The organism is Maritalea mobilis (genome assembly GCF_019800885.1).
GTDB classification, from domain to species: Bacteria; Pseudomonadota; Alphaproteobacteria; order Rhodobacterales; family Rhodobacteraceae; genus Roseibacterium; species Roseibacterium beibuensis.
Genome location: NZ_JAHVKE010000001.1, coordinates 169580 through 188704, shown reverse-complemented (window position 1 = coordinate 188704; position 19125 = coordinate 169580). Strand labels below are relative to the sequence as shown.

The 19125-nt window shown below is 67.7% G+C and carries 21 protein-coding genes; 16 read left to right on the top strand and 5 right to left on the bottom strand.

The annotated features are described in order from the left end of the window. The first annotated feature begins 107 nt into the window (after window positions 1-107). The 9 genes from alr to KUV65_RS00915 are packed head-to-tail and all read left to right on the top strand — an operon-like array spanning window position 108 to window position 6495. Window positions 108-1151: an alanine racemase gene (gene alr, locus KUV65_RS00955; protein ID WP_222186997.1), complete on the top strand. Its 1044-nt coding sequence runs from the start codon at window positions 108-110 to the stop codon at window positions 1149-1151. Further along, the gene (locus KUV65_RS00950) at window positions 1151-1945 is read left to right on the top strand and encodes an MlaE family ABC transporter permease (RefSeq protein WP_222186996.1); all 795 of its coding nucleotides are present in this window, start codon (window positions 1151-1153) and stop codon (window positions 1943-1945) included. Before alr ends, KUV65_RS00950 begins: the two co-directional genes overlap by 1 nt. Next, window positions 1942-2688 (top strand): ABC transporter ATP-binding protein, encoded by a 747-nt coding sequence (locus tag KUV65_RS00945; protein WP_222186995.1) that lies wholly within the window; start codon window positions 1942-1944, stop codon window positions 2686-2688. Before KUV65_RS00950 ends, KUV65_RS00945 begins: the two co-directional genes overlap by 4 nt. Before the next feature lie 4 nt (window positions 2689-2692). Beyond that, a complete protein-coding gene (locus KUV65_RS00940; RefSeq protein ID WP_222186994.1) occupies window positions 2693-3103 on the top strand; it encodes a hypothetical protein in 411 nt (136 codons plus the stop codon). Between the two features lie 25 nt (window positions 3104-3128). Continuing rightward, complete coding sequence (locus KUV65_RS00935; protein WP_222186993.1) at window positions 3129-3563, top strand: hypothetical protein; 435 nt, start codon at window positions 3129-3131, stop codon at window positions 3561-3563. A gap of 43 nt (window positions 3564-3606) precedes the next feature. Then, complete coding sequence (locus KUV65_RS00930; protein ID WP_222186992.1) at window positions 3607-4053, top strand: paraquat-inducible protein A; 447 nt, start codon at window positions 3607-3609, stop codon at window positions 4051-4053. A 58-nt stretch (window positions 4054-4111) separates the two neighbouring features. Beyond that, window positions 4112-4483 (top strand): hypothetical protein, encoded by a 372-nt coding sequence (locus KUV65_RS00925; protein WP_222186991.1) that lies wholly within the window; start codon window positions 4112-4114, stop codon window positions 4481-4483. 42 nt (window positions 4484-4525) lie between these two features. Continuing rightward, on the top strand, window positions 4526-5893 hold the full coding sequence (radA, locus tag KUV65_RS00920; protein ID WP_222186990.1) for a DNA repair protein RadA: 1368 nt from the start codon (window positions 4526-4528) through the stop codon (window positions 5891-5893). 38 nt (window positions 5894-5931) lie between these two features. Continuing rightward, window positions 5932-6495, top strand: coding sequence for a CvpA family protein (locus tag KUV65_RS00915; protein WP_222186989.1), 564 nt, complete (start codon window positions 5932-5934; stop codon window positions 6493-6495). A 3-nt stretch (window positions 6496-6498) separates the two neighbouring features. Here the strand turns inward: KUV65_RS00915 and KUV65_RS00910 are convergent, their stop codons facing one another. Beyond that, on the bottom strand, window positions 6499-6960 hold the full coding sequence (locus tag KUV65_RS00910; RefSeq protein ID WP_222186988.1) for a hypothetical protein: 462 nt from the start codon (window positions 6958-6960) through the stop codon (window positions 6499-6501). A 185-nt stretch (window positions 6961-7145) separates the two neighbouring features. Between KUV65_RS00910 and purF the strand changes: the two genes are divergently transcribed. After that, window positions 7146-8627, top strand: coding sequence for an amidophosphoribosyltransferase (purF, locus tag KUV65_RS00905; RefSeq protein ID WP_222186987.1), 1482 nt, complete (start codon window positions 7146-7148; stop codon window positions 8625-8627). Between the two features lie 352 nt (window positions 8628-8979). Here the strand turns inward: purF and KUV65_RS00900 are convergent, their stop codons facing one another. Further along, window positions 8980-9576 carry a biotin transporter BioY gene (locus tag KUV65_RS00900; RefSeq protein WP_222186986.1) on the bottom strand — a complete coding sequence of 199 codons (597 nt, stop codon included), beginning with the start codon at window positions 9574-9576 and terminating at the stop codon, window positions 8980-8982. Between the two features lie 155 nt (window positions 9577-9731). Between KUV65_RS00900 and KUV65_RS00895 the strand changes: the two genes are divergently transcribed. Further along, the gene (locus KUV65_RS00895) at window positions 9732-10394 is read left to right on the top strand and encodes an SDR family NAD(P)-dependent oxidoreductase (protein WP_222186985.1); all 663 of its coding nucleotides are present in this window, start codon (window positions 9732-9734) and stop codon (window positions 10392-10394) included. Window positions 10395-10470: 76 nt separating this feature from the next. Here the strand turns inward: KUV65_RS00895 and KUV65_RS00890 are convergent, their stop codons facing one another. Both KUV65_RS00890 and KUV65_RS00885 read right to left on the bottom strand, forming a co-directional pair. Further along, window positions 10471-10884 carry a cell division protein ZapA gene (locus KUV65_RS00890; protein WP_222186984.1) on the bottom strand — a complete coding sequence of 138 codons (414 nt, stop codon included), beginning with the start codon at window positions 10882-10884 and terminating at the stop codon, window positions 10471-10473. 1 nt (window position 10885) lies between these two features. After that, window positions 10886-11842, bottom strand: a complete 957-nt coding sequence (locus KUV65_RS00885) for a hypothetical protein (RefSeq protein ID WP_222186983.1) — start codon at window positions 11840-11842, stop codon at window positions 10886-10888. A gap of 317 nt (window positions 11843-12159) precedes the next feature. Here KUV65_RS00885 and tkt point away from each other — a divergent pair, with 317 nt between their 5' ends. Further along, complete coding sequence (tkt, locus tag KUV65_RS00880; RefSeq protein WP_222186982.1) at window positions 12160-14184, top strand: transketolase; 2025 nt, start codon at window positions 12160-12162, stop codon at window positions 14182-14184. 48 nt (window positions 14185-14232) lie between these two features. Here tkt and KUV65_RS00875 read toward each other — a convergent pair whose 3' ends face one another. Next, complete coding sequence (locus KUV65_RS00875; RefSeq protein WP_222186981.1) at window positions 14233-15204, bottom strand: DUF808 domain-containing protein; 972 nt, start codon at window positions 15202-15204, stop codon at window positions 14233-14235. A gap of 245 nt (window positions 15205-15449) precedes the next feature. On the opposite strand from KUV65_RS00875, the gene gap (KUV65_RS00870) reads away from it, so the two are divergent. The 4 genes from gap (KUV65_RS00870) (at window position 15450) to gap (KUV65_RS00855) (ending at window position 19118) form a co-directional block, all read left to right on the top strand. Beyond that, window positions 15450-16454 carry a type I glyceraldehyde-3-phosphate dehydrogenase gene (gene gap / locus KUV65_RS00870; RefSeq protein ID WP_222186980.1) on the top strand — a complete coding sequence of 335 codons (1005 nt, stop codon included), beginning with the start codon at window positions 15450-15452 and terminating at the stop codon, window positions 16452-16454. A 208-nt stretch (window positions 16455-16662) separates the two neighbouring features. After that, complete coding sequence (locus tag KUV65_RS00865; RefSeq protein ID WP_222186979.1) at window positions 16663-17685, top strand: hypothetical protein; 1023 nt, start codon at window positions 16663-16665, stop codon at window positions 17683-17685. Window positions 17686-17851: 166 nt separating this feature from the next. Then, on the top strand, window positions 17852-17995 hold the full coding sequence (locus KUV65_RS00860) for a hypothetical protein (RefSeq protein ID WP_222186978.1): 144 nt from the start codon (window positions 17852-17854) through the stop codon (window positions 17993-17995). 121 nt (window positions 17996-18116) lie between these two features. Then, entirely contained in the window at window positions 18117-19118 is a 1002-nt protein-coding gene (gene gap, locus KUV65_RS00855; RefSeq protein WP_222186977.1) for a type I glyceraldehyde-3-phosphate dehydrogenase, read from the top strand. The last annotated feature ends 7 nt before the right edge of the window (window positions 19119-19125 follow it).

The following is a 19125-nucleotide window of genomic DNA, read 5'->3' as shown; positions in this document are numbered from 1 at the left end:
ACGCACCGGCACGGCAAGGGGGTCAAGACCCCTTGTCGTGCGCCAAGTCGCGCCTGCGCGGCGCAATGCGCCTTGACCCGGGCGCGTGCAGGTCCGAGACAGGCAAAATGGGAACGGGAACGCTTCATATCGATCTCGACGCGCTCGCCGCGAACTGGCGCGCGCTCGATGCACATACCGGCTGCGAAACGGCGGCGGTGGTCAAGGCCGACGCCTACGGCCTTGGCGTGGCCCCCGCGGCCAAAGCCTTGGCACGGGCCGGCGCGCGGCGCTTTTTCGTCGCCACCGCCGAGGAGGGCGCCACCCTGCGCAAAGCCTTGGGCGAAGGCCCCGAGATCAACGTCTTTTCCGGCCACATGGCGACGGACACGGACCCGATCCGCGACGCCCGCCTGACGCCCATGCTGAACGACGCAGCGCAAGTGACACGCCACCGCGCCGCGCTGCCCGATGCGCCTTACGGCATCCAACTGGATAGCGGGATGAACCGGCTGGGGATGGAGCCCGCCGACTGGGCCGCCCTGCGCGCCGAGGCCGAGGCCGGGCCCCTGACCCTGGTGATGAGCCACCTCGCCTGCGCGGATGAGCCCGACCACCCGCATAACACCGAGCAACTGCGCCAGTTCACCGAGATGACGGCGGGCGTCACCGTGCCCCGCTCCCTCTCGGCGACGGGCGGTATTCTGCTTGGCCCCGCGTATCACTTCGACCTGACCCGCCCCGGCATCGGCCTCTATGGCGGCCTGCCCTTTGCGGAGGCCAGCCCCGTGGTGCGTCTGTCGCTCCCCGTAATCCAGCTGCGCGAGGTCGCCCCGGGCGAGCATGTCGGCTATGGCTGCACCTTCACCGCCACGCGGCCGACGCGGATCGCCACGGTCTCGGCCGGTTACGCCGACGGGCTGATCCGCGCCATGTCGGGCAAGGCCCGGCTTTTCTGGGGCGATACACCCTGCCCGCTGGCAGGCCGCGTGTCGATGGACCTGCTGACCGTCGACGTGACCGACCTGCCCGAGATCCCCGAGGCGCTCGATATCCTTTGCCCGACGCAGACGGTGGACGACCTGGCCGAGGCGGCTGGCACCATCGGCTACGAGATCCTGACCTCGCTCGGGCCCCGCTATAGCGGCCGCTACACGGGCCGCGCGGCCTGATGGGGGGCGGCCTCGCCCTTCTCGCGCCGCTGGCCGTGCTTGGCCGGGCGACCCTGGCGCTTCTGGCGGGCACCGGGCGGCTGACCCTTTTCGTTCTGCAGATCCTGCGCCACGCCCTGACCCCGCCCTGGTATCTGCGCGAGTTGGGCCAGCAACTGCTGCATATCGGCTGGCTGTCGCTGCCGGTCGTGGGCCTCACGGCGCTCTTCACCGGGGGGGCGCTGGCGCTCCAGATCTACGCGGGCGGCTCGCGCTTCAACGCGGAATCGGTCGTCCCCTCGATCGTGGCCATCGGCATGACGCGCGAGCTTGGCCCCGTCCTTGGCGGGCTGATGGTGGCGGGCCGGGTCGCGGCGGCCATCGCGGCCGAAATCGGCACGATGAAGGTGACCGAACAGATCGACGCGCTGACCACGCTCAGCACGAACCCGATAAAATACCTCGCCGTGCCGCGCGTGCTGGCCGCCACCCTGACCCTGCCGGTCCTTGTGGCCGTGGGCGACAGCATCGGCATCTTCGGCGGCTTCCTCGTCGGCACCACCCGGCTGGGGTTCGACGCGGCCACCTATCTCGACAACACCGCCGATTACCTTGAGTTGTGGGACGTGATCTCGGGCCTGATCAAGGGCGCGGCCTTCGGGTTCATCGTGGCCGTGATGGGCTGCTATCACGGCATGGGCTCGGGGCGCGGTGCGCGCGGCGTGGGCCGGGCGACGACCAAGGCGGTTGTCTCGGCCTCGATCCTAATCCTCGGGGCGAACTACCTGCTGACGGAGGTGTTCTTCCGGGCATGATCGCGATCACCGACCTTGAAAAATCCTTCGGCCCAAAGGCCGTGCTGCGCGGCATCACGCTGGAGGTGCCCAAGGGCGAAAGCCTTGTCGTGATCGGCGGCTCGGGCACGGGTAAATCCGTCCTGCTGAAATGCATCCTCGGGCTGGTGCGGCCCGATGGCGGCAGCATCACGCTGAACGGGCAGGACGTGACCGGCAAGGGGCGCGAGGCGTTTCTCGCGCGCTTCGGCATGTTGTTCCAGGGCGGCGCGCTGTTCGACAGCCTGACGGTCTGGCAGAACGTGGCCTTTCGCCTGGTGCGCGGACCGGATCGCCGCCCGCGCGCCGAGGCGCGTGCCATCGCGGTCGAAAAGCTCGCGCGCGTGGGGCTGGGGGCGGACGTGGCCGATCTGCACCCGGCCGAACTCTCGGGCGGCATGCAGAAACGCGTGGGCCTTGCCCGCGCCATCGCCGCCGACCCGGAGGTGATCTTTTTCGACGAGCCGACCACCGGCCTCGATCCGATCATGGCGGGCGTGATCAACGACCTGATCCGCGAGATCGTGGCCGAGATGGGCGCGACCACCATCACGATCACCCATGACATGAGCTCGGTCCGCGCCATTGCCGACAAGGTCGCGATGCTGCATGCGGGCAAGATCCGCTGGCACGGGCCCGTGGCCGAGATGGACAGCGCCGAGGACCCGTACCTGCGCCAGTTCATCACCGGCGCCCCCGAGGGGCCGATCGAGACGCTGCGCTAGGGCGATGGGGACGGACGCGCAACGCCTGTCTGACGCGATCTCGGGCCTGTTGCTGACCTTGTGGGCCGCGTCCCTCCTGATCCTGCCGCTATTGGCGCTCTGGCTTGCGCTTGCGCTGAGGCGCGACGCGGCGCGGGGCCACCCGACGGCGCGGGTGCGCTGGATTGTTCTGGCCGCCCTGATGCTGCTGACCCTGCAAGTCGTGCTGTTTCGCGCGCCGCAGCTTTTGCCGGGCCTGTTCTTCGCGCTCCGCGGGCCGGAGATCACGTTCTTCGCCCTTCCCCTCTGGATCGGGGTCGAGGCCTGGGGCGCGGCGCGGGCGACCGGCTGGCGGCGCCGATGGCTCTATGCCGCGATTTTTGGCAGCCTGAGCTTTCTGGGCGGGGTGCTGGCCCTGGGATACGTCCTGCGATGAGGGCTTAGGGAAGAAGGACCTGACGATGGAGCCGGATATCGACGCCATGCGAGAGGCGGGCTTCGCCCCGCTCGATTTCTCCCCCGCGCTATGGATCGCGGTGATGGCCGCCGGTGTCCTGATCCGCGCGCTGCCCCTGTGGCTGGTGATCGGCGGCCTGCTCAAGGCACGGCGCTTTCCGGAGGATCGCCGCCGCCATGTCACCCAGGCGATTGCGGCGGGTCTGGTCCTGCTCCTGTTCCTGATCGAAGGCTTTGCCATCGGTCTCGTGCCGGAGAGGCTCAGAACATCCGGCATCTGGTCCTTCGTCTGGATTTTCGCCGTGGTCTGGAGCCTTCTGACATGGGCGCACAGCGCGCGAGCCAGCCGCCTGCGGCCCCGCTGGATGGAGGGCATCGCACTGGCCCTCGCGGTCCTTGGCGCGGTATCCTTGGGTGCGGTCCTGGTGCTGCCGGGCTGAGGGCACCCTTGTGCCGCCCCTGCGCCGGGCGCATGTGAAAGCCATGAACAAGATCCTGATCGGGGCGAACCTGTCGCTCCTCGTTCTGTTTCCGCTGGCCTGGGCCGCGCCGCTGATGCGGGCGGGGTTGCTGCCGCTTTTCGGTCTCACCGAGGTGTCGGTCCTGTCCGGGCTGCGCGCGCTCTGGCAGGGCGGCGAATGGGCGCTGGCCTTGCTGGTGGCGCTGTTCGCGCTGGTGGCGCCGATGGCCAAGACCGTGCTTATGGCGCTGATCCAACTGTCGCACGCGCCCGCCCGCCTGCTGCCTGCCGTGCAAGTGATGGGCAAGCTGGCAATGGCCGACATTTTCCTAATCGCGGTCTATATCACGCTGGCCAAGGGGCTGGCTGTGGGGCGCGTGGAAACGGCGTGGGGCTTGTGGCTCTTCACCGCCTGCGTTCTGGCCTCGCTCACCATTTCCATCCTGACGGCGCGGCGTCTGCGCGGCTGAGGCCCACGCGGCAGCACGCCACGCTGTGCCGGCCCCCTTCCCTGCCTAAATGCGATGCATGGATATCCTGACCCTTCCCCCCGCCCTTGCCCTGATCCTTGGCACCTATGCCGTGCTGGCCGCACTGGCCTGGCTGCGCCGGGTCACCGCCGAAAAGGTCGAAGGGCGCCGCAACGGGATCATCCTCAACCTTTTGCGCCGTGCCGCGCCCCCAGTCATCGGGGGGATCGTGGTGCTGATCCTCGGGTCGGTCATGGGCGTGATCGGGGCGACCGGCATGGGGTTCCTGCTGATCACCGGGGGCCTCGCCTTTGGCCTGCATCGCGGGCTTGACGACCTGCGCGCCAATGACAAGCGCGTGCTTCTCTTTCGCGCGGCCATGACGGCGGCGATCTCGATGACGCTGATCTGGCAGGCCGGGCTTTTCTGAGGCGTCTGGTCAAGCGCGCCCGCCTGCGCTACGCCCAACCAAATGGCCAAACCTGTCACCACCTTCGTCTGTTCCGCCTGCGGCGCGACCCACAAGAAATGGGCCGGGCGCTGTGATGCCTGCGGCGAGTGGAACACGATTGCCGAGGAAGCGCCGCTGAGCCAGGGTCCGGCGGGCAAGGGCCTCGGCGCGGCCAAGGGCGCGCGCGTGGCGCTGTCCGACCTGCGCACCGAAGAGGCTGCCCCGCCGCGCCATTCCAGCCAGATGAACGAGTTGGACCGTGTCCTTGGCGGCGGCCTCGTGCCCGCCTCGGCCACGCTGGTGGGCGGCGATCCCGGCATCGGGAAATCCACCCTGCTGTTGCAGGCGGCGGCCAGTTTCGCCCGCGCAGGCCTCAAGGTGATCTATGTCTCGGGCGAAGAGGCGACGGCGCAGGTGCGGATGCGGGCCCAACGCCTCGGGCTGGCCGACAGCGCGGTGTTGCTGGCCGCCGAGACCAACCTGCGCGACATCCTTACAACGCTCGAGGCCGAGGCCCCCGACCTTGCCATCATCGACTCGGTGCAGACCATGTGGCTCGATACCGTGGACAGCGCGCCGGGGTCGGTCAGCCAGGTCCGCGCCGCGGCGCATGAGCTGACGACCTTCGCCAAGCGGCGCGGCACGGCGGTGATGCTGGTGGGCCATGTCACCAAGGAAGGCCAGATCGCAGGCCCCCGCGTGGTCGAGCACATGGTCGACACCGTGCTTTATTTCGAGGGCGAGCGCGGCCACCAGTTCCGCATCCTGCGCTCGGTCAAGAACCGCTTCGGCCCCGCTGACGAGATCGGCGTGTTCGAGATGACCGGCGCGGGCCTGTCCGAGGTGGCCAACCCCTCCGCCCTGTTCCTGTCGGACCGCGAGAAACCCTCGCCCGGATCGGTCGTCTTTGCCGGGATCGAGGGCACACGCCCCGTCCTGGTCGAGGTGCAGGCGCTGGTCGCGCCCTCGTCCCTGTCACAGCCGCGCCGCGCGGTCGTGGGCTGGGATGGCGGGCGGCTGTCCATGATCCTCGCCGTGCTGGAGGCGCGGGCGGGCATCACCTTCCAGGGGCTGGACGTCTACCTGAATATCGCGGGCGGCATGCGGATCAACGAACCCGCCGCCGACCTTGCCGTCGCCGCCGCCCTTCTCAGCGCGCGCGAGGATGCCGCCCTGCCCCATGACACCGTGGTTTTCGGCGAGCTCTCGCTGTCGGGGGCGCTCCGGCCCGTGTCGCAGGCGGAAAACAGGTTGAAAGAAGCGATGAAACTTGGTTTTTCCACCGCCATCGCGCCCGCCGGGTGCAAGATTTCGCAAAACAGCGGCGTCACGGTCCAATCCACGGAGGATTTGCCCCGTTTCGTCGGAGAGGTATTCGGGGCAGGTTAGGCCCCGCAAGCCGGGTAAACAGAGAGGCGCGGGCAGCGATGGAAGGTTTCACCATGTTCGACGGGGTCGTGGCGGGCGTGATCGTCGTCTCGGCCATTCTTGCCTATTCCCGCGGCTTCGTGCGCGAGGTCATGTCGATCTTCGGCTGGATCGGGGCCGCTGTCGTGGCCTTCATCTTCGCGCCTACTGCCGTTCCGCTGATGAACGAGATCCCCTACCTGGGCGATTTCATCGGCGGCAGCTGCGAACTGGGCATCATGGCCAGCTTCGCCGCCGTTTTCGCCGTGGCGCTGGTGGTGATCTCGCTCTTCACGCCGGTCTTTTCCTCGGCGATCCAGCAATCGGCCATCGGCGGCGTTGATGCGGGGCTTGGCTTTCTCTTCGGCGTGGCGCGGGGCGTGCTGCTCGTGGTGGTGATCCTGATCGCCTATGACCGCGTTGTGGGCGACGAGCCCATTGCGGCGATCTCCGACAGCCGCTCGGCGCAGGTCTTCGCCTCCATGCAGGGCGATGTCGAGGACCAGATCCCGACCGACGCGCCGGGCTGGATCCTGGAACGCTATGAGCAGCTGACCAACACCTGCACGGCCCCCGCCGAATAAGGCTCAGGCGCGCCGTCCGCCCCAGCCGAATCCGATGATCCCCGCGACGACCACGGCGGCCGCGCCCAGCCAGTACAGGTAGAGCCCCGGCATCGCCATCTGTTGCAGGGCCGACCACGCCTGACCCAGCCCGCCGCGAAAATCGGCCAGTGACAGGCCGAACTCTCCAACCCGGTCCTCGGCCCGCCAAACCTGCCATCCCAGGTAGCCCCAAGGCAGCGCGCCCGCGAAGAAGGTGACACCGCGATGGGGCGACCCGATCAGCGCCAGTAGAAGGGCCAGAGCCGCCAGCACGAAACTGGCCGCCAGCACCGCCATCTCGCGCGGCATCTCGATGCCGTAATCGGCCCAGGCCCGTTGCAGGGCATCGAAGGGCTGCATCTCCACACCCAGCCCCAGGTCCAGCCAGGGCAAGGCCCCGCCGGCCAGCATCGCCGCCGCCCCCAGTATCGCCACACCTCGCATCGCACATCCTTTCCGCGTCACCCCCGGTATCAGCCTCGGTCAGGGCAGATGGCCCGTCAAGTTGCCCGAATGTGACGATCCCGTAACAGCGTGGGTGACAGGCGGCGTCTCACCGCGTAGATGAACCCTCGTGGAACGAGCCCTGCGGGAATCGCCCCCGCCCCTGCCAGCACCGGAGCGCACCGATGCCCCAGCCCGAGTTTCCCCGCCACCCGTTCGAACCGGTCGGTGACGACAAACTCCGCGAGGAGTGCGGCGTCTTCGGCGTGATCGGCGTGGCCGATGCCGCCAATTTCGTGGCCCTTGGCCTGCACGCGCTGCAACATCGCGGCCAGGAAGCGGGCGGGATCGTCACCCATGACCCCGAACACGGGTTTTCCTCGGCCCGGCGCTTCGGCCTCGTGCGGGACAATTTCACCTCGCAGAAGATCATGGAAACGCTACCGGGCGCGATCGGGATCGGCCATGTGCGCTATTCCACCGCCGGCTCCAAGGGCGCCACCCAGATCCGCGACGTGCAGCCTTTCTTCGGAGAGTTCGCCATGGGCGGCGCGGCGATTGCCCATAACGGCAACATCGTGAACGCCGACGAGCTGCGCCGCGAATTGATCGAGCGTGGCTCGATCTTCCAGTCCTCCTCGGACAGCGAATGCATCATCCACCTGATGGCCCGCTCGCTGCAACGCAACATCCCCGAGCGGATGAAGGACGCCCTGCGCCGAGTCGAAGGCGCGTTCTCCGTCGTCGCCATGACCCGCACCAAGCTGATCGGCGTGCGCGACCCGTTGGGCGTGCGCCCCCTGGTTCTGGGGCGCGTCGGCGATGGCTGGGCGCTGTCTTCCGAAACCTGCGCGCTGGACATCATCGGTGCCGAGTTCGTGCGCGAGATCGAGCCGGGCGAGATGGTCGTCATCAGCCCCGAGAACGGCGTCGAAAGCTTCAAACCATTCGAGCCCAAGCGCGGGCGCTTCTGCATCTTCGAGCATGTCTATTTCTCGCGCCCCGACAGCATCCTTGGCGGGCGGTCCGTCTATGACACCCGCCGCCAGATCGGCGTCGAACTGGCGCGCGAGGCCCCGGTTGAGGCCGATCTCGTCTGCCCCGTGCCCGACAGCGGGACGCCTGCCGCCATCGGCTACAGCCAGGAAAGCGGCATCCCCTACGCCATGGGGATCATCCGCAACCAGTACATGGGCCGCACCTTCATCGAACCGACCGAGCAGATCCGCAACATGGGCGTGCGGCTCAAGCTCAACGTCAACCGGGCCCTGATCCGGGGCAAGCGGGTGATCCTCGTCGATGACAGCGTGGTGCGCGGCACGACCAGCCGCAAGATCAAGGAGATGATCCTCGATGCCGGCGCGGCCGAGGTGCATTTCCGCATCGCCTCGCCGCCGACCGCGTGGCCCTGTTTCTACGGCGTCGACACGCCCGAGCGCGAGAAACTGCTGGCCGCGACCATGTCCGAAGAGGAAATGCGCAGCCATCTCGGCGTGGCCTCGCTCAAGTTCATCACGCTCGACGGTCTCTACCGCGCCGTCGGCGTGGCCGAGGGCCGCGATCCCAAGGCCCCGCGCTACTGCGATGCGTGTTTCTCCGGCGACTACCCGGTCAAGCCGACCGACATGATGGCCCGCGGCTTCGAGCTGGCTGAACCGGCCGAATAAGCGCCGCGAGTCGGCGGGCGGGTCAAGGATCGCGCGCAGCGCGACCGCGCCGCAGGGCGCGGCTTGTCCTTGAGGCGCACGGCGACTCGCCCCCAAGATCGGGCTGGCCTGTTTGCCTGGCAGACCTGCCAGCAAACGGCCTCACAACAGCTTTACCCCCTTCTGCGCCCGGCCCCGCGACCTTCCATTCCAGGCGCAACCGCGCGCGGACCCGGCCCGCAGGGTCGGCCCGCGCGCCACGCCCAAACCGTGAAGGACTGGCGAAGCCATTCCTGAGCGGGCGGGAGCGCTCCGGCCAAACGAAAAACGCCGCCCCCGAAGGGACGGCGCTTTCCAAACTCTCTGTCGTGGGTCAGGCGCGCTTCAGCGCCTTCCAGCCACCGGACACGATCAGCGCCACGATCACGGCCTTGACCGCATCGCCCAGCAGGAAGGGCGCGACGAAGGCGCCCCAGACGCCAGCCGCCGAAAGCCCGGCCCAGCCCGCGTCGATCCCGGCCAGCGCGGCCAGGCCCAGCGGCCATGCGGTGCCGGGGACGTAGAGCAGCGCCGAAAGCACCAGCGCCACAAGCGTGGTCGAGACCACACCGCGCGCCCAGCCGCGCTCTGCCGCGTAGCCCGCGCCCCACGCGAGGCCGACGAAGCCGATCAGGAAGCCCGCGGTCGGACCGGCGAAAGCCACGCCGTTCAACCCATTGGCGAAGACCGGCAGGCCGGCTGCGCCCTCGGCCAGGTAGGCCAGAAGCGTCACCGCCCCCAGCCGCGAGCCGAAGGTGAAGCCCACGGTCAGGATCGCCAGCGTCTGCAGCGTCATCGGCACCGGGAAGAACGGCACGCTGATCTGTGCGGCCAGCGCGATGAAAAGCGTGCCCAGCACGACCGCGGCGATCTTGCGGGCAAGGCCCATATCGCCCAGCGTGGCATGAAGAAGTGTGGTGTCGCGGCCCATCGGTGCCTCCCGTTCAGGTTGTCGTCCCAAAATTCCTGATATTCCGTATCCCCGCCCCCTCGTGCGCTGTCAAGCCGAAGCCGCGCCGCCGGCGCCTTGCGACGCGCGGGCGCAGGGCCTTGCATCCCCGGCGCCAAGGGGGCAGATCGCAGGGCATGAGCAAGATACTTGATGGCAGGATTGCCCTTGTCACCGGGGCCTCGCGCGGGATCGGCGCGGCCTCGGCAGAGTGGCTCGCCGAACACGGCGCGCATGTTGTGGCTGTGGCCCGCACCGTCGGCGGGCTCGAGGATCTGGACGACCGGATCAAGGCAAAGGGCGGACAGGCGACGCTTGCCCCGATCGACCTGACCGATGACGACGCGATCGCGCATCTGTGCCGCTCGATCTACGACCGCTGGGGCAAGGCCGATATCTGGGTCCACGCCGCGATCCACGCCAGCCCGCTGACCCCCGCGCCGCATTACCAGCTCAAGGACCTGGAGGCCGATATCGGCACCAACATTCGCGGCCTGGCCCGCCTGATCGCGATGGTCGAGCCATTGATCGCGCCCTCCGACGCGCCGCAGGCCGTGTTCTTCGACGATGATTGGGAAGAGAAATACGGCGGCGCCTACGGCATGTCCAAGGCCGCCCAGCGCGCCCTTGTCCAATGCTGGCAGGCCGAAACCGCCAAGCATGGGCCGAAGGTCCACCTGCTCCGGCCCGAACCGATGCCGACCGCGACGCGCGCGCGCTTCTACCCCGGCGAGAACCGGGACGCGCTGACCCATCCCAGCGTCGAGGCCGAACGCCTGTTGCGCCGGCTCTTCGCCTGATCGCGACCGCGTCTTGCACGGCAAAACGCCGCCCCAGGCCGGGGCGGCGTTTTTCATTGGTCCGGGGCAGAACCGCTCAGCCCTGCTTGCTCTCGACCTCGTCGGCCAGGGCCTCGGCCCGCGCCGCAAGCTCGGCCAAGCCGTCGGTGACGCTATCGGGCAACTCGGTGCGCGGCCCGGCCTCCTGCAATTCGGCGATGCGCCTTGCGCGGTCGGCCAGCCGTTCCTCGGCCGAGCGCAGCGCCTTTTCCTGTGCGCCGACCTTGGCCTGCGTTTCCCTCAACTCGTCCTCCAGCGCGGCGGTCTTGTCCGCCAGCATCAGACCCGCCATCAGCAGCATCCGGTCCGACGGCATACGCCCGATCTGGCCCAGCACGACCGTGGCCTCCGTGTCCAGCATCTTGGCGGCCGCGCGCAGATAGGGCTCCTCGCCCTCCTGGCAGGCGACGGTGAAGGTCCGGCCACCGATCTCGATTTCAACCTCGGGCATCTCAGGCCTCCTCGGTTTGCGGGCCGGGCGCATCCCCGCCCTGCGCGTCCAGTTCGGCGATGATACGGGCCATCTCTGCGGCATCGGCGCGGCGCGCCTCTTTCAACGCGTCCAGTTCCACGGTCAGCCCGTGATGGATGGCCGTTTGATCGAGCGGCTGATCCCCGCGCCGCTTGTCCAATTCCTCGGCGAGGGCTTCGGTCCGGGCGCGCAGCCGACGCAGTTCGGCGCGCAATTCAAGGTTCCGCGCATCGGGGGCCATATCCGACGCCTCTGACAGCTCGTCCGCCAGGTCCTGCGCCGCGTCGCGTTCATCGCGCAACTGCGTACGCTCGTCGCTCAGGCGCTTCACCCGGCGGTTCAGGATCGAGATTTCCTTGTCCTTCTCGGCAATCCGGGCGGCGACATCATCGCCCGACACCGGCGTTGCGGCCTCGGGCGTGGCAGGATCGCCGCCGTCGGCATGCCCTGCCTCGGCCAGGGCCTGTTCCAGCTCGGCCAGTCGCGCGCCCATGTCGTCACGCGCACGCGTCGCCTGCGCCAACTCGTCGGCAAGACGCGTGGCCTCGGCGCGTGCGGTCTCCGCCGCCTCGATGGCTGCGGCGAGTTCCGCCGCCAGCCGCTCGGCCTCGCCCGTGTCGGCTTCGACGCTTTGCGCGGTCTCGGCCTGCGCGGCCTCCGCTGCACTCAGGGCATCCTGCGCCTCGCTCAGCCGCGTCTCGAGGGCGGCCACACGCTCGGTCAACTCGCTTGCCTGCGCCTCGGCCTCGGCCTGCGCGGCCTCTGCCGCCGCGATGCGGGCGGCGGTCGCCTCGTCGGACGGTGCATCCGGCGGCGGCGCCGCGGTCGGGGCACCATCGGTCGAGAGCTGCGCAACCCCGCCCGCGATACGGTCGAGCGCGCGGGCAAGCCGCGCTTCCAGCGTGCTCAGTTTTTCGAATTCGGCACTGTCGCCCATGATCCGGTGTGACCCCCGTCCTGCCTGCATTCTCCGGGCCGTCCCCCTGCCACGCCCTACGGATGTGATGAAGGATCTGACGCCCATCGCGGGGTGCCTCGCCCCGCCCTCCAAACGAATCGTAAATGGCCCCGATTTGCAAGGTATTCCGCGCAAAACGGGGCGGAACAGGCGCCGGACCGCCCTTGCGATGCGTCGCGCGGGCGCGTCAGCCGCATCGCGCCTTGCCTTTCATCCCGCCTCTGCTATCACCCGCGCCAATCAAAACAGACCCGGCGCAGGCCCGCTGCCGCCGTCCCGTCAAAGGAATGCCACCCATGGACATCGCCGCCCTCGCCCAGAAAAATCCCGCGCATTGGCGCCGCGCCGCCGCGATCCGCACACTGACGCTCGACGCCGTCGCCGCCGCCAATTCGGGCCATTCCGGCATGCCGATGGGGATGGCCGATGTCGCGACCGTGCTGTTCGAAAAGCACATGAGCTTCGACGTGACGACGCCCGACTGGCCCAACCGCGACCGCTTCATCCTGTCGGCGGGCCACGGCTCGATGCTGATCTACTCGCTCATGTATCTCATGGGCTCCGAGGACATGACGCTGGAGCAGGTGAAAAACTTCCGCCAGCTCGGCAGCATCACCGCCGGTCACCCCGAATATGGCCATGTGAAGGGCGTCGAGACCACCACCGGCCCCTTGGGTCAGGGCATCACCAACGCCGTGGGCTTTGCCATGGCCGAGGAATTCCTGCGCGCCAAGTGGGGCAAGAAGATCATCGATCACTACACCTACTGCATCGCCGGCGACGGCTGCCTGATGGAGGGGATCAGCCACGAGGCCATTGGCTTGGCCGGACGGCAGGAACTGTCGCGCCTGATCGTATTCTGGGACAACAACAACATCACCATCGACGGCACGGTCGACATGTCGGACCGTACCGACCAGGTGGCGCGCTTCAAGGCGGCCGGCTGGGACGTGTTCGAGGTAGACGGCCATGACCCCGAGGCGATCGACGCCGCCATCACCGAGGCCAAGGCCACTCCGCGCCCCGCGATGATCGCCTGCAAGACGCATATCGCGCTTGGCTCCTCGGCGCAGGACACGTCGAAAGGGCACGGCGCGCTGACCGATGCGCAGCTGATCGCGGACGCGAAAAAGGCCTATGGCTGGGATTATGCGCCCTTCGAGATCCCCGCCGACCTCAAGGCCGAGTGGGAGGCCATCGGCACCCGTGGCCGCGAAACCCGCGAGGAATGGGAAACCCGCTTCGCCCTGATGTCCGAGGGCAAGCAGAAGGAATTCACCCGCGCCTTCGCCGGTGACATGCCCAAGAAGCTGACCGCGACGATCAAGGCCCTGAAAAAGCAGATCTCGGAAACCCAACCCAAGGTCGCGACCCGCAAAGCCAGCGAAATGGCGCTCGAGGTCATCAACCCGATCCTGCCGGAAACCATGGGCGGCTCGGCCGACCTGACCGGCTCGAACAACACCAAGACGGCCGACCTCGGCGTGTTCACCCCCGAGGATCGCAAGGGCCGCTACGTCTATTACGGCATTCGCGAGCACGGCATGGCGGCGGCAATGAACGGCATGGCGCTGCACGGCGGCGTGCGCCCCTATGGCGGCACCTTCTTCACCTTCACCGATTACGCGCGCCCCGCGATGCGCCTGTCGGCGCTGATGGGGATCAACGTGCAATACGTGATGACCCATGACAGCATCGGCGTGGGCGAAGATGGCCCGACGCACCAGCCGGTCGAACACCTCGCGATGATGCGCGCCACGCCCAACTGCCTGGTGTTCCGCCCCGCCGACGCGGTCGAGGCCGCCGAGGCCTGGGAAGTCGCCCTGTCGCAGAAGACCTGCCCCTCGGTGCATGTCCTGTCGCGGCAGAACCTGCCCACCGTCCGGACCGAGCACAAGACCAAGAACCTGACCGCGCAAGGCGGCTACGTTCTGGCCGATGCCGAAGGCAAGCGCGAGGCCATCCTGATGGCCACCGGCTCCGAGGTGTCGATTGCGCTGGCCGCCCGCGACCTGTTGCAGGCCGAAGGGATCGGCACGCGCGTCGTCTCCATGCCCTGCTGGGAGTTGTTCGAGGAACAGGACGAAGCCTATCGCCGCCGTGTCCTGCCCGGCGGCCCGGTGCGCGTCGCCATCGAGGCCGCGATCCGCTTTGGCTGGGACCGCTGGCTGTTCGGCGAGCGCGGCAAGCGCGAAAAGTCGGGCTTCATCGGCATGCACGGGTTCGGGGCCTCGGCCCCGGCGGGGGATCTCTACACCCATTTCGGCATCACCGCCGAGGCGACCGCCGACAAGGTCAAGGCCCTGCTCGGCAAGGGCTGAGGCCCTGTTCAGCTGAAAGAAACCGGGCGCCCGATCGGGCGCCCTTTTTCAATGGGCGGTTTCCTTGTCGCCACCAAGGCCCACGGCCCGAAGGATCGGCGCAAGAACGTAGGCCACCACCGGGATCAGCAGCAGCCCAAGCGCCAGGCCCAGGATGCCGTCGATCACGGCCTTGACCGCCCACATGGCGAAACCGCCCGCGCCTTCGGCCAGATGCGCGGCCTCGTCGATCAGGTGCTCGGGTGCATGCCAGCCCATCTGTGCCGCGCCATGCACGAGGATCGAGCCGCCGACCCACAGCATCGCGGCGGTGCCCACGGTCGTCAGCAGCTTCAGGAACCCCGGCATGCCGCGCACGATCCCGCGTCCGATGGCGCGCCCGAACCCGGTCCGCCCCTCGGAAGCCATGTGAAGCCCCACGTCATCGGCCTTCACGATGATCGCGACCGAGCCGTAGACCGCGACCGTGATCCCCACCCCGGCAACGCCAAGGGCGGCGGCGCGGAACCAGATATTGTCGACCTCCAGCGCCGACAGGATGATGGTCATGATCTCGGCCGACAGGATGAAGTCGGTCTTGATCGCGCCCTTCACCTTCTGCTCTTCGAGATGGGCGGCATCGGCCGCGACCTTTTTCTCCACCAACTCGTCCACGTCATGGTGTTTGGGCGACAGGACGTGCCAGATCTTTTCGGCGCCCTCGTAGCACAGGTACGCGCCCCCCAGCATCAGAAGCGGCGGGATCGCCCAGGGCGCAAACGCCGACAGTAGCAGCGCCAGCGGCAGCAGGATCACCAGCTTGTTGAAGATCGACCCGCGCGCGATTTTCCACACGATCGGCAATTCGCGCTTGGCCTCGAAACCGTGAACGTATTTCGGGGTCACGGCGGCATCGTCGATCACGGCGCCCGCGGCCTTCGTCCCGGCCTTGGCAGCCTGTCCGATCACATCGTCGATGGAGGTCGCCGCCACCTTGGCAATCGCCGCCACATCGTCCAGCAGCGCCAGAAGTCCGCTCATTCCGCCTCTCCATGGGTCGTTCCGAGGGCGGAGCATAACGGCCCGCCTTCGCCTGACAACCCGGCCCGATCCGCTGCGGTTCCGGCATTGCCCATGCGAAACCGGCCGGAGTGTTAGCGCAAACCCCTAATGTTTACGCTAACAAGCTGCATAAAATGGGTTTTTCAGCCTTCCCCCATTTGGCATGCGCTTGTATGCCACCTGCGAACCCCATTGGATTCCCTACCAAGAGGCGCGCGCGAACAATGACCATCACTCTCGGCATCAACGGTTTCGGACGCATCGGGCGCTGCACACTGGCCCATATCACCGAGGCGGCGCGCAACGATGTGCAAGTGGTCAAGATCAACGCCACCGGCCCGATCGAAACCAACGCCCACCTGCTGAAATACGACAGTGTGCATGGCCGCTTCCCCGGCGAGGTGCGCGTCTCGGGCGACACGATGGACCTTGGGCGCGGGCCGATGCAGGTTTTCTCGACCTATGACCCGCAGGAACTCGATTGGGAGGGCTGCGACGTGGTCCTCGAATGCACGGGAAAGTTCAACGACCGCGACGCCGCCGCCGTCCACCTGGGCCGCGGCGCCAAGCGCGTGCTGGTCTCCGCGCCGGCCAAGAACGCGGACAAGACCATCGTCTACGGCGTGAACCACCGCGAGCTTCTGGACACGCACCATGTCGTGTCGAACGGGTCCTGCACCACGAACTGCCTCGCGCCCCTTGCCAAGGTGCTCAATGACGCCATCGGCATCGAACGTGGCATCATGACGACGATCCACAGCTACACGGGCGACCAGCCCACGCTGGACCGCCGTCACAACGACCTCTACCGCGCGCGCGCTGCAGCCATGGCGATGATCCCCACCTCGACCGGCGCCGCGAAGGCCCTGAAAGAGGTTCTGCCCGAAATGGAAGGCCGCCTCGACGGCACGGCCCTGCGCGTGCCCACGCCGAACGTGTCCGCCGTTGACCTGACCTTCGAGGCGGGCAAGGACGTCACGGTCGAGGACGTGAACGAGATCGTCCGCGAGGCCGCCAACGGCCACATGGGCAGCGTCCTGGCCTTCGATCCCGAGCCCAAGGTCTCGATCGACTTCAACCACACGACGCATTCCTCGATCTTCGCACCGGACCAGACCAAGGTCGTGGGCGGGCGCACCGTGCGCGTGCTGGCCTGGTATGACAACGAATGGGGCTTCTCGGCACGGATGGCCGATGTCTCCGCCGCGATGGGCCGCCTGCTGCACTGAGCCGGCCGCCCGCTGACATTCCCGAACGGCCTGCGCCCAGCGCGGGCCGTTTTTCTTTGGCCATGCACTTTTCCGCACGCCGCTCGCATTCCATTTCGCGTGAAACCTTCACGTTTCTTGATATTTGACGACGATCAAGGCGCAAAACTGTTTCACTTGCGACAATCCTTGAGCCGGGAGGAACCCGGTTCATAGGGAGGATTGATCGATGACACCCCTCACCCTGCCCCGCGTCGTCCTGCGCGCGGGTGCTGCTGCGGCCTTGGCCTTGGGGCTCGGCGTAACGGTGGCTGCGGCGCAGACCTGTCCGAATGTGGGCCTTTCGGGACGCGCGCTCAGTTACAGCGCCGGACAGTTGGTTGGCGGCGGCCAGACCGTCAACGTGATGGCGGGCGGCAATATCGACCTCGGGGCCTGCGCCTCGGTCCCCGGCCATGGCTGGATCATCGAGGCGCCGGATTTCGAGTTGATGCTGAACGCCATGCCGCCCGGCCAGTCGCTGACGCTGTCGGTGGATGGCACCTGCGATGCTGTTCTTCTGGTCAACGACGCGCGCGGGCAATGGCACTACAATGACGACGCCGGCGGCTCGCTGGACCCGTCGATCACCATTCCCGGCGCGTCGAACGGCCTCTACGATATCTGGGTCGGCACCTTTGGATCGGCCACCTGCCCCGCCACGCTGACCCTGCGCGCCAGTGGAACGGGGGCCGCGCCACCGCCCCCGCCGTCCAACGCCGTGCGGTTCGATTATCCGCGCGTGAACGGGGAGCTGGTCGATTGGTGCGTGACATGGGCCACGAATTGCGGCCAGGGCGGGGCCGACAACTTCTGCCGCTCGCAAGGGTTCAGCCGCGCCGCAAGCTGGGAACGCTACCCCGGTCAGCGCACGCTGGTCCTCGGTGACAACCGGATCTACCCGGGCGGCTGCGACGCGCTGCGCAACGTGGTGTGCACCGGCACCGGTGGCGGCGGTGTCGCCCCGCCCCCGCCGCCGAGCGTGCAGCAGACCTTTGCCGTGCCGCGCGTCAACGGCGAGATCGTGGATTGGTGCGTGACCTGGGCCACGGATTGCGGGCAGCCGGGGGCGGACAACTTCTGCCGCACGCAGGGCTTCAGCCGCGCCGCAAGCTGGGAACGCTACCCCGGCCAGCGTACGCTGGTGCTTGGCGACAACCGCATCTGCGGCGGCGGATGTGACGGGCTGCGGAACGTCGTCTGCACCAACTGATCGCACTCCACCCGAGCTTTGAGGGCGCGTCCATGCGGCGCGCCTTCTTCTTTGGCGGCGGGCGACAAACCGCGCCGGGAATTGCGGAAATAGGGCTTGGCCCCTTTCGGGCAGCATGGCAGGGTCGCGGGGAAACGCGCTGACACACGGTTGGAGATGACAGAACATGACCGACAAGGTGGCGCTGTATCTTGCGATCGCCATCCTTGCGGCAGCGGGCGCGGACGCGCTCTTCAATGAGGGGCGCATCCTGTTCATGGTCGCCCAAAGGGTGCTGGAACTCCTGCGATGGGCGGCCTTTTGGCGATAGGGTGGTTCCACCGCGCCCCGCGCACTGATACCAGCCGTTAGCGGTAACATCGCGATCCGCCCCCGGGTCGCACTCACGTCACGGCGGCGCATCCGCCCGCCAACACAGATCGGAGGATATCATGGCAGTCAAAGTGGCCATCAACGGCTTCGGACGCATTGGGCGCAATGTCTTGCGGGCCATCATCGAGTCGGGACGCACCGATATCGAGGTTGTGGCGATCAACGATCTCGGCCCGGTCGAGACGAATGCCCACCTGCTGCGCTTCGACAGCGTGCATGGCCGTTTTCCGGCCGAGGTGACGACGACCGAAACCTCGATCGACGTGGGCCGCGGCCCGATCGAGGTGACGGCGATCCGCAACCCCGCAGAGCTGCCCTGGGCCCATGTCGATATCGTCATGGAATGCACCGGCATCTTCACCGACAAGGACAAGGCCAGCGTGCACCTTGAGAACGGCGCCAGCCGGGTTCTGGTCTCGGCCCCGTCCAAGGGCGCGGACAAGACCATCGTCTACGGTGTGAACCACGAGACGCTGACGGCGGACGACCTGATCGTGTCGAACGCATCGTGCACCACCAACTGCCTGTCCCCCGTGGCGCATGTGCTGCACAACGCCATCGGGCTCAAGCGCGGCTTCATGACCACGATCCACAGCTACACGGGCGACCAGCCGACGCTGGACACGATGCACAAGGATCTTTACCGCGCACGCGCCGCGGCCATGTCGATGATCCCGACCTCGACCGGGGCGGCCAAGGCCGTGGGCCTTGTCCTGCCCGAGTTGGACGGCAAGCTGGACGGCGTGGCGATCCGTGTGCCCACGCCCAACGTCTCGGTCGTCGACCTGACTTTCGAGGCGGCGCGCGACACCTCCATCGAGGAGATCAACCGCGCCATCCACGCCGCCGCCGAAGGCCCGCTGAAGGGCATTCTCGGCGTGACGGACATGAAGCTGGTGTCGATGGACTTCAACCACGACCCGCATTCGTCGATCTTCGCCACCGACCAGACCAAGGTGATGGACGGCAACATGTGCCGCATCCTGACCTGGTATGACAACGAATGGGGCTTCTCGAACCGCATGGCGGACACCGCCGTGGAAATGGGCAAGTACCTCTGATCGCTCG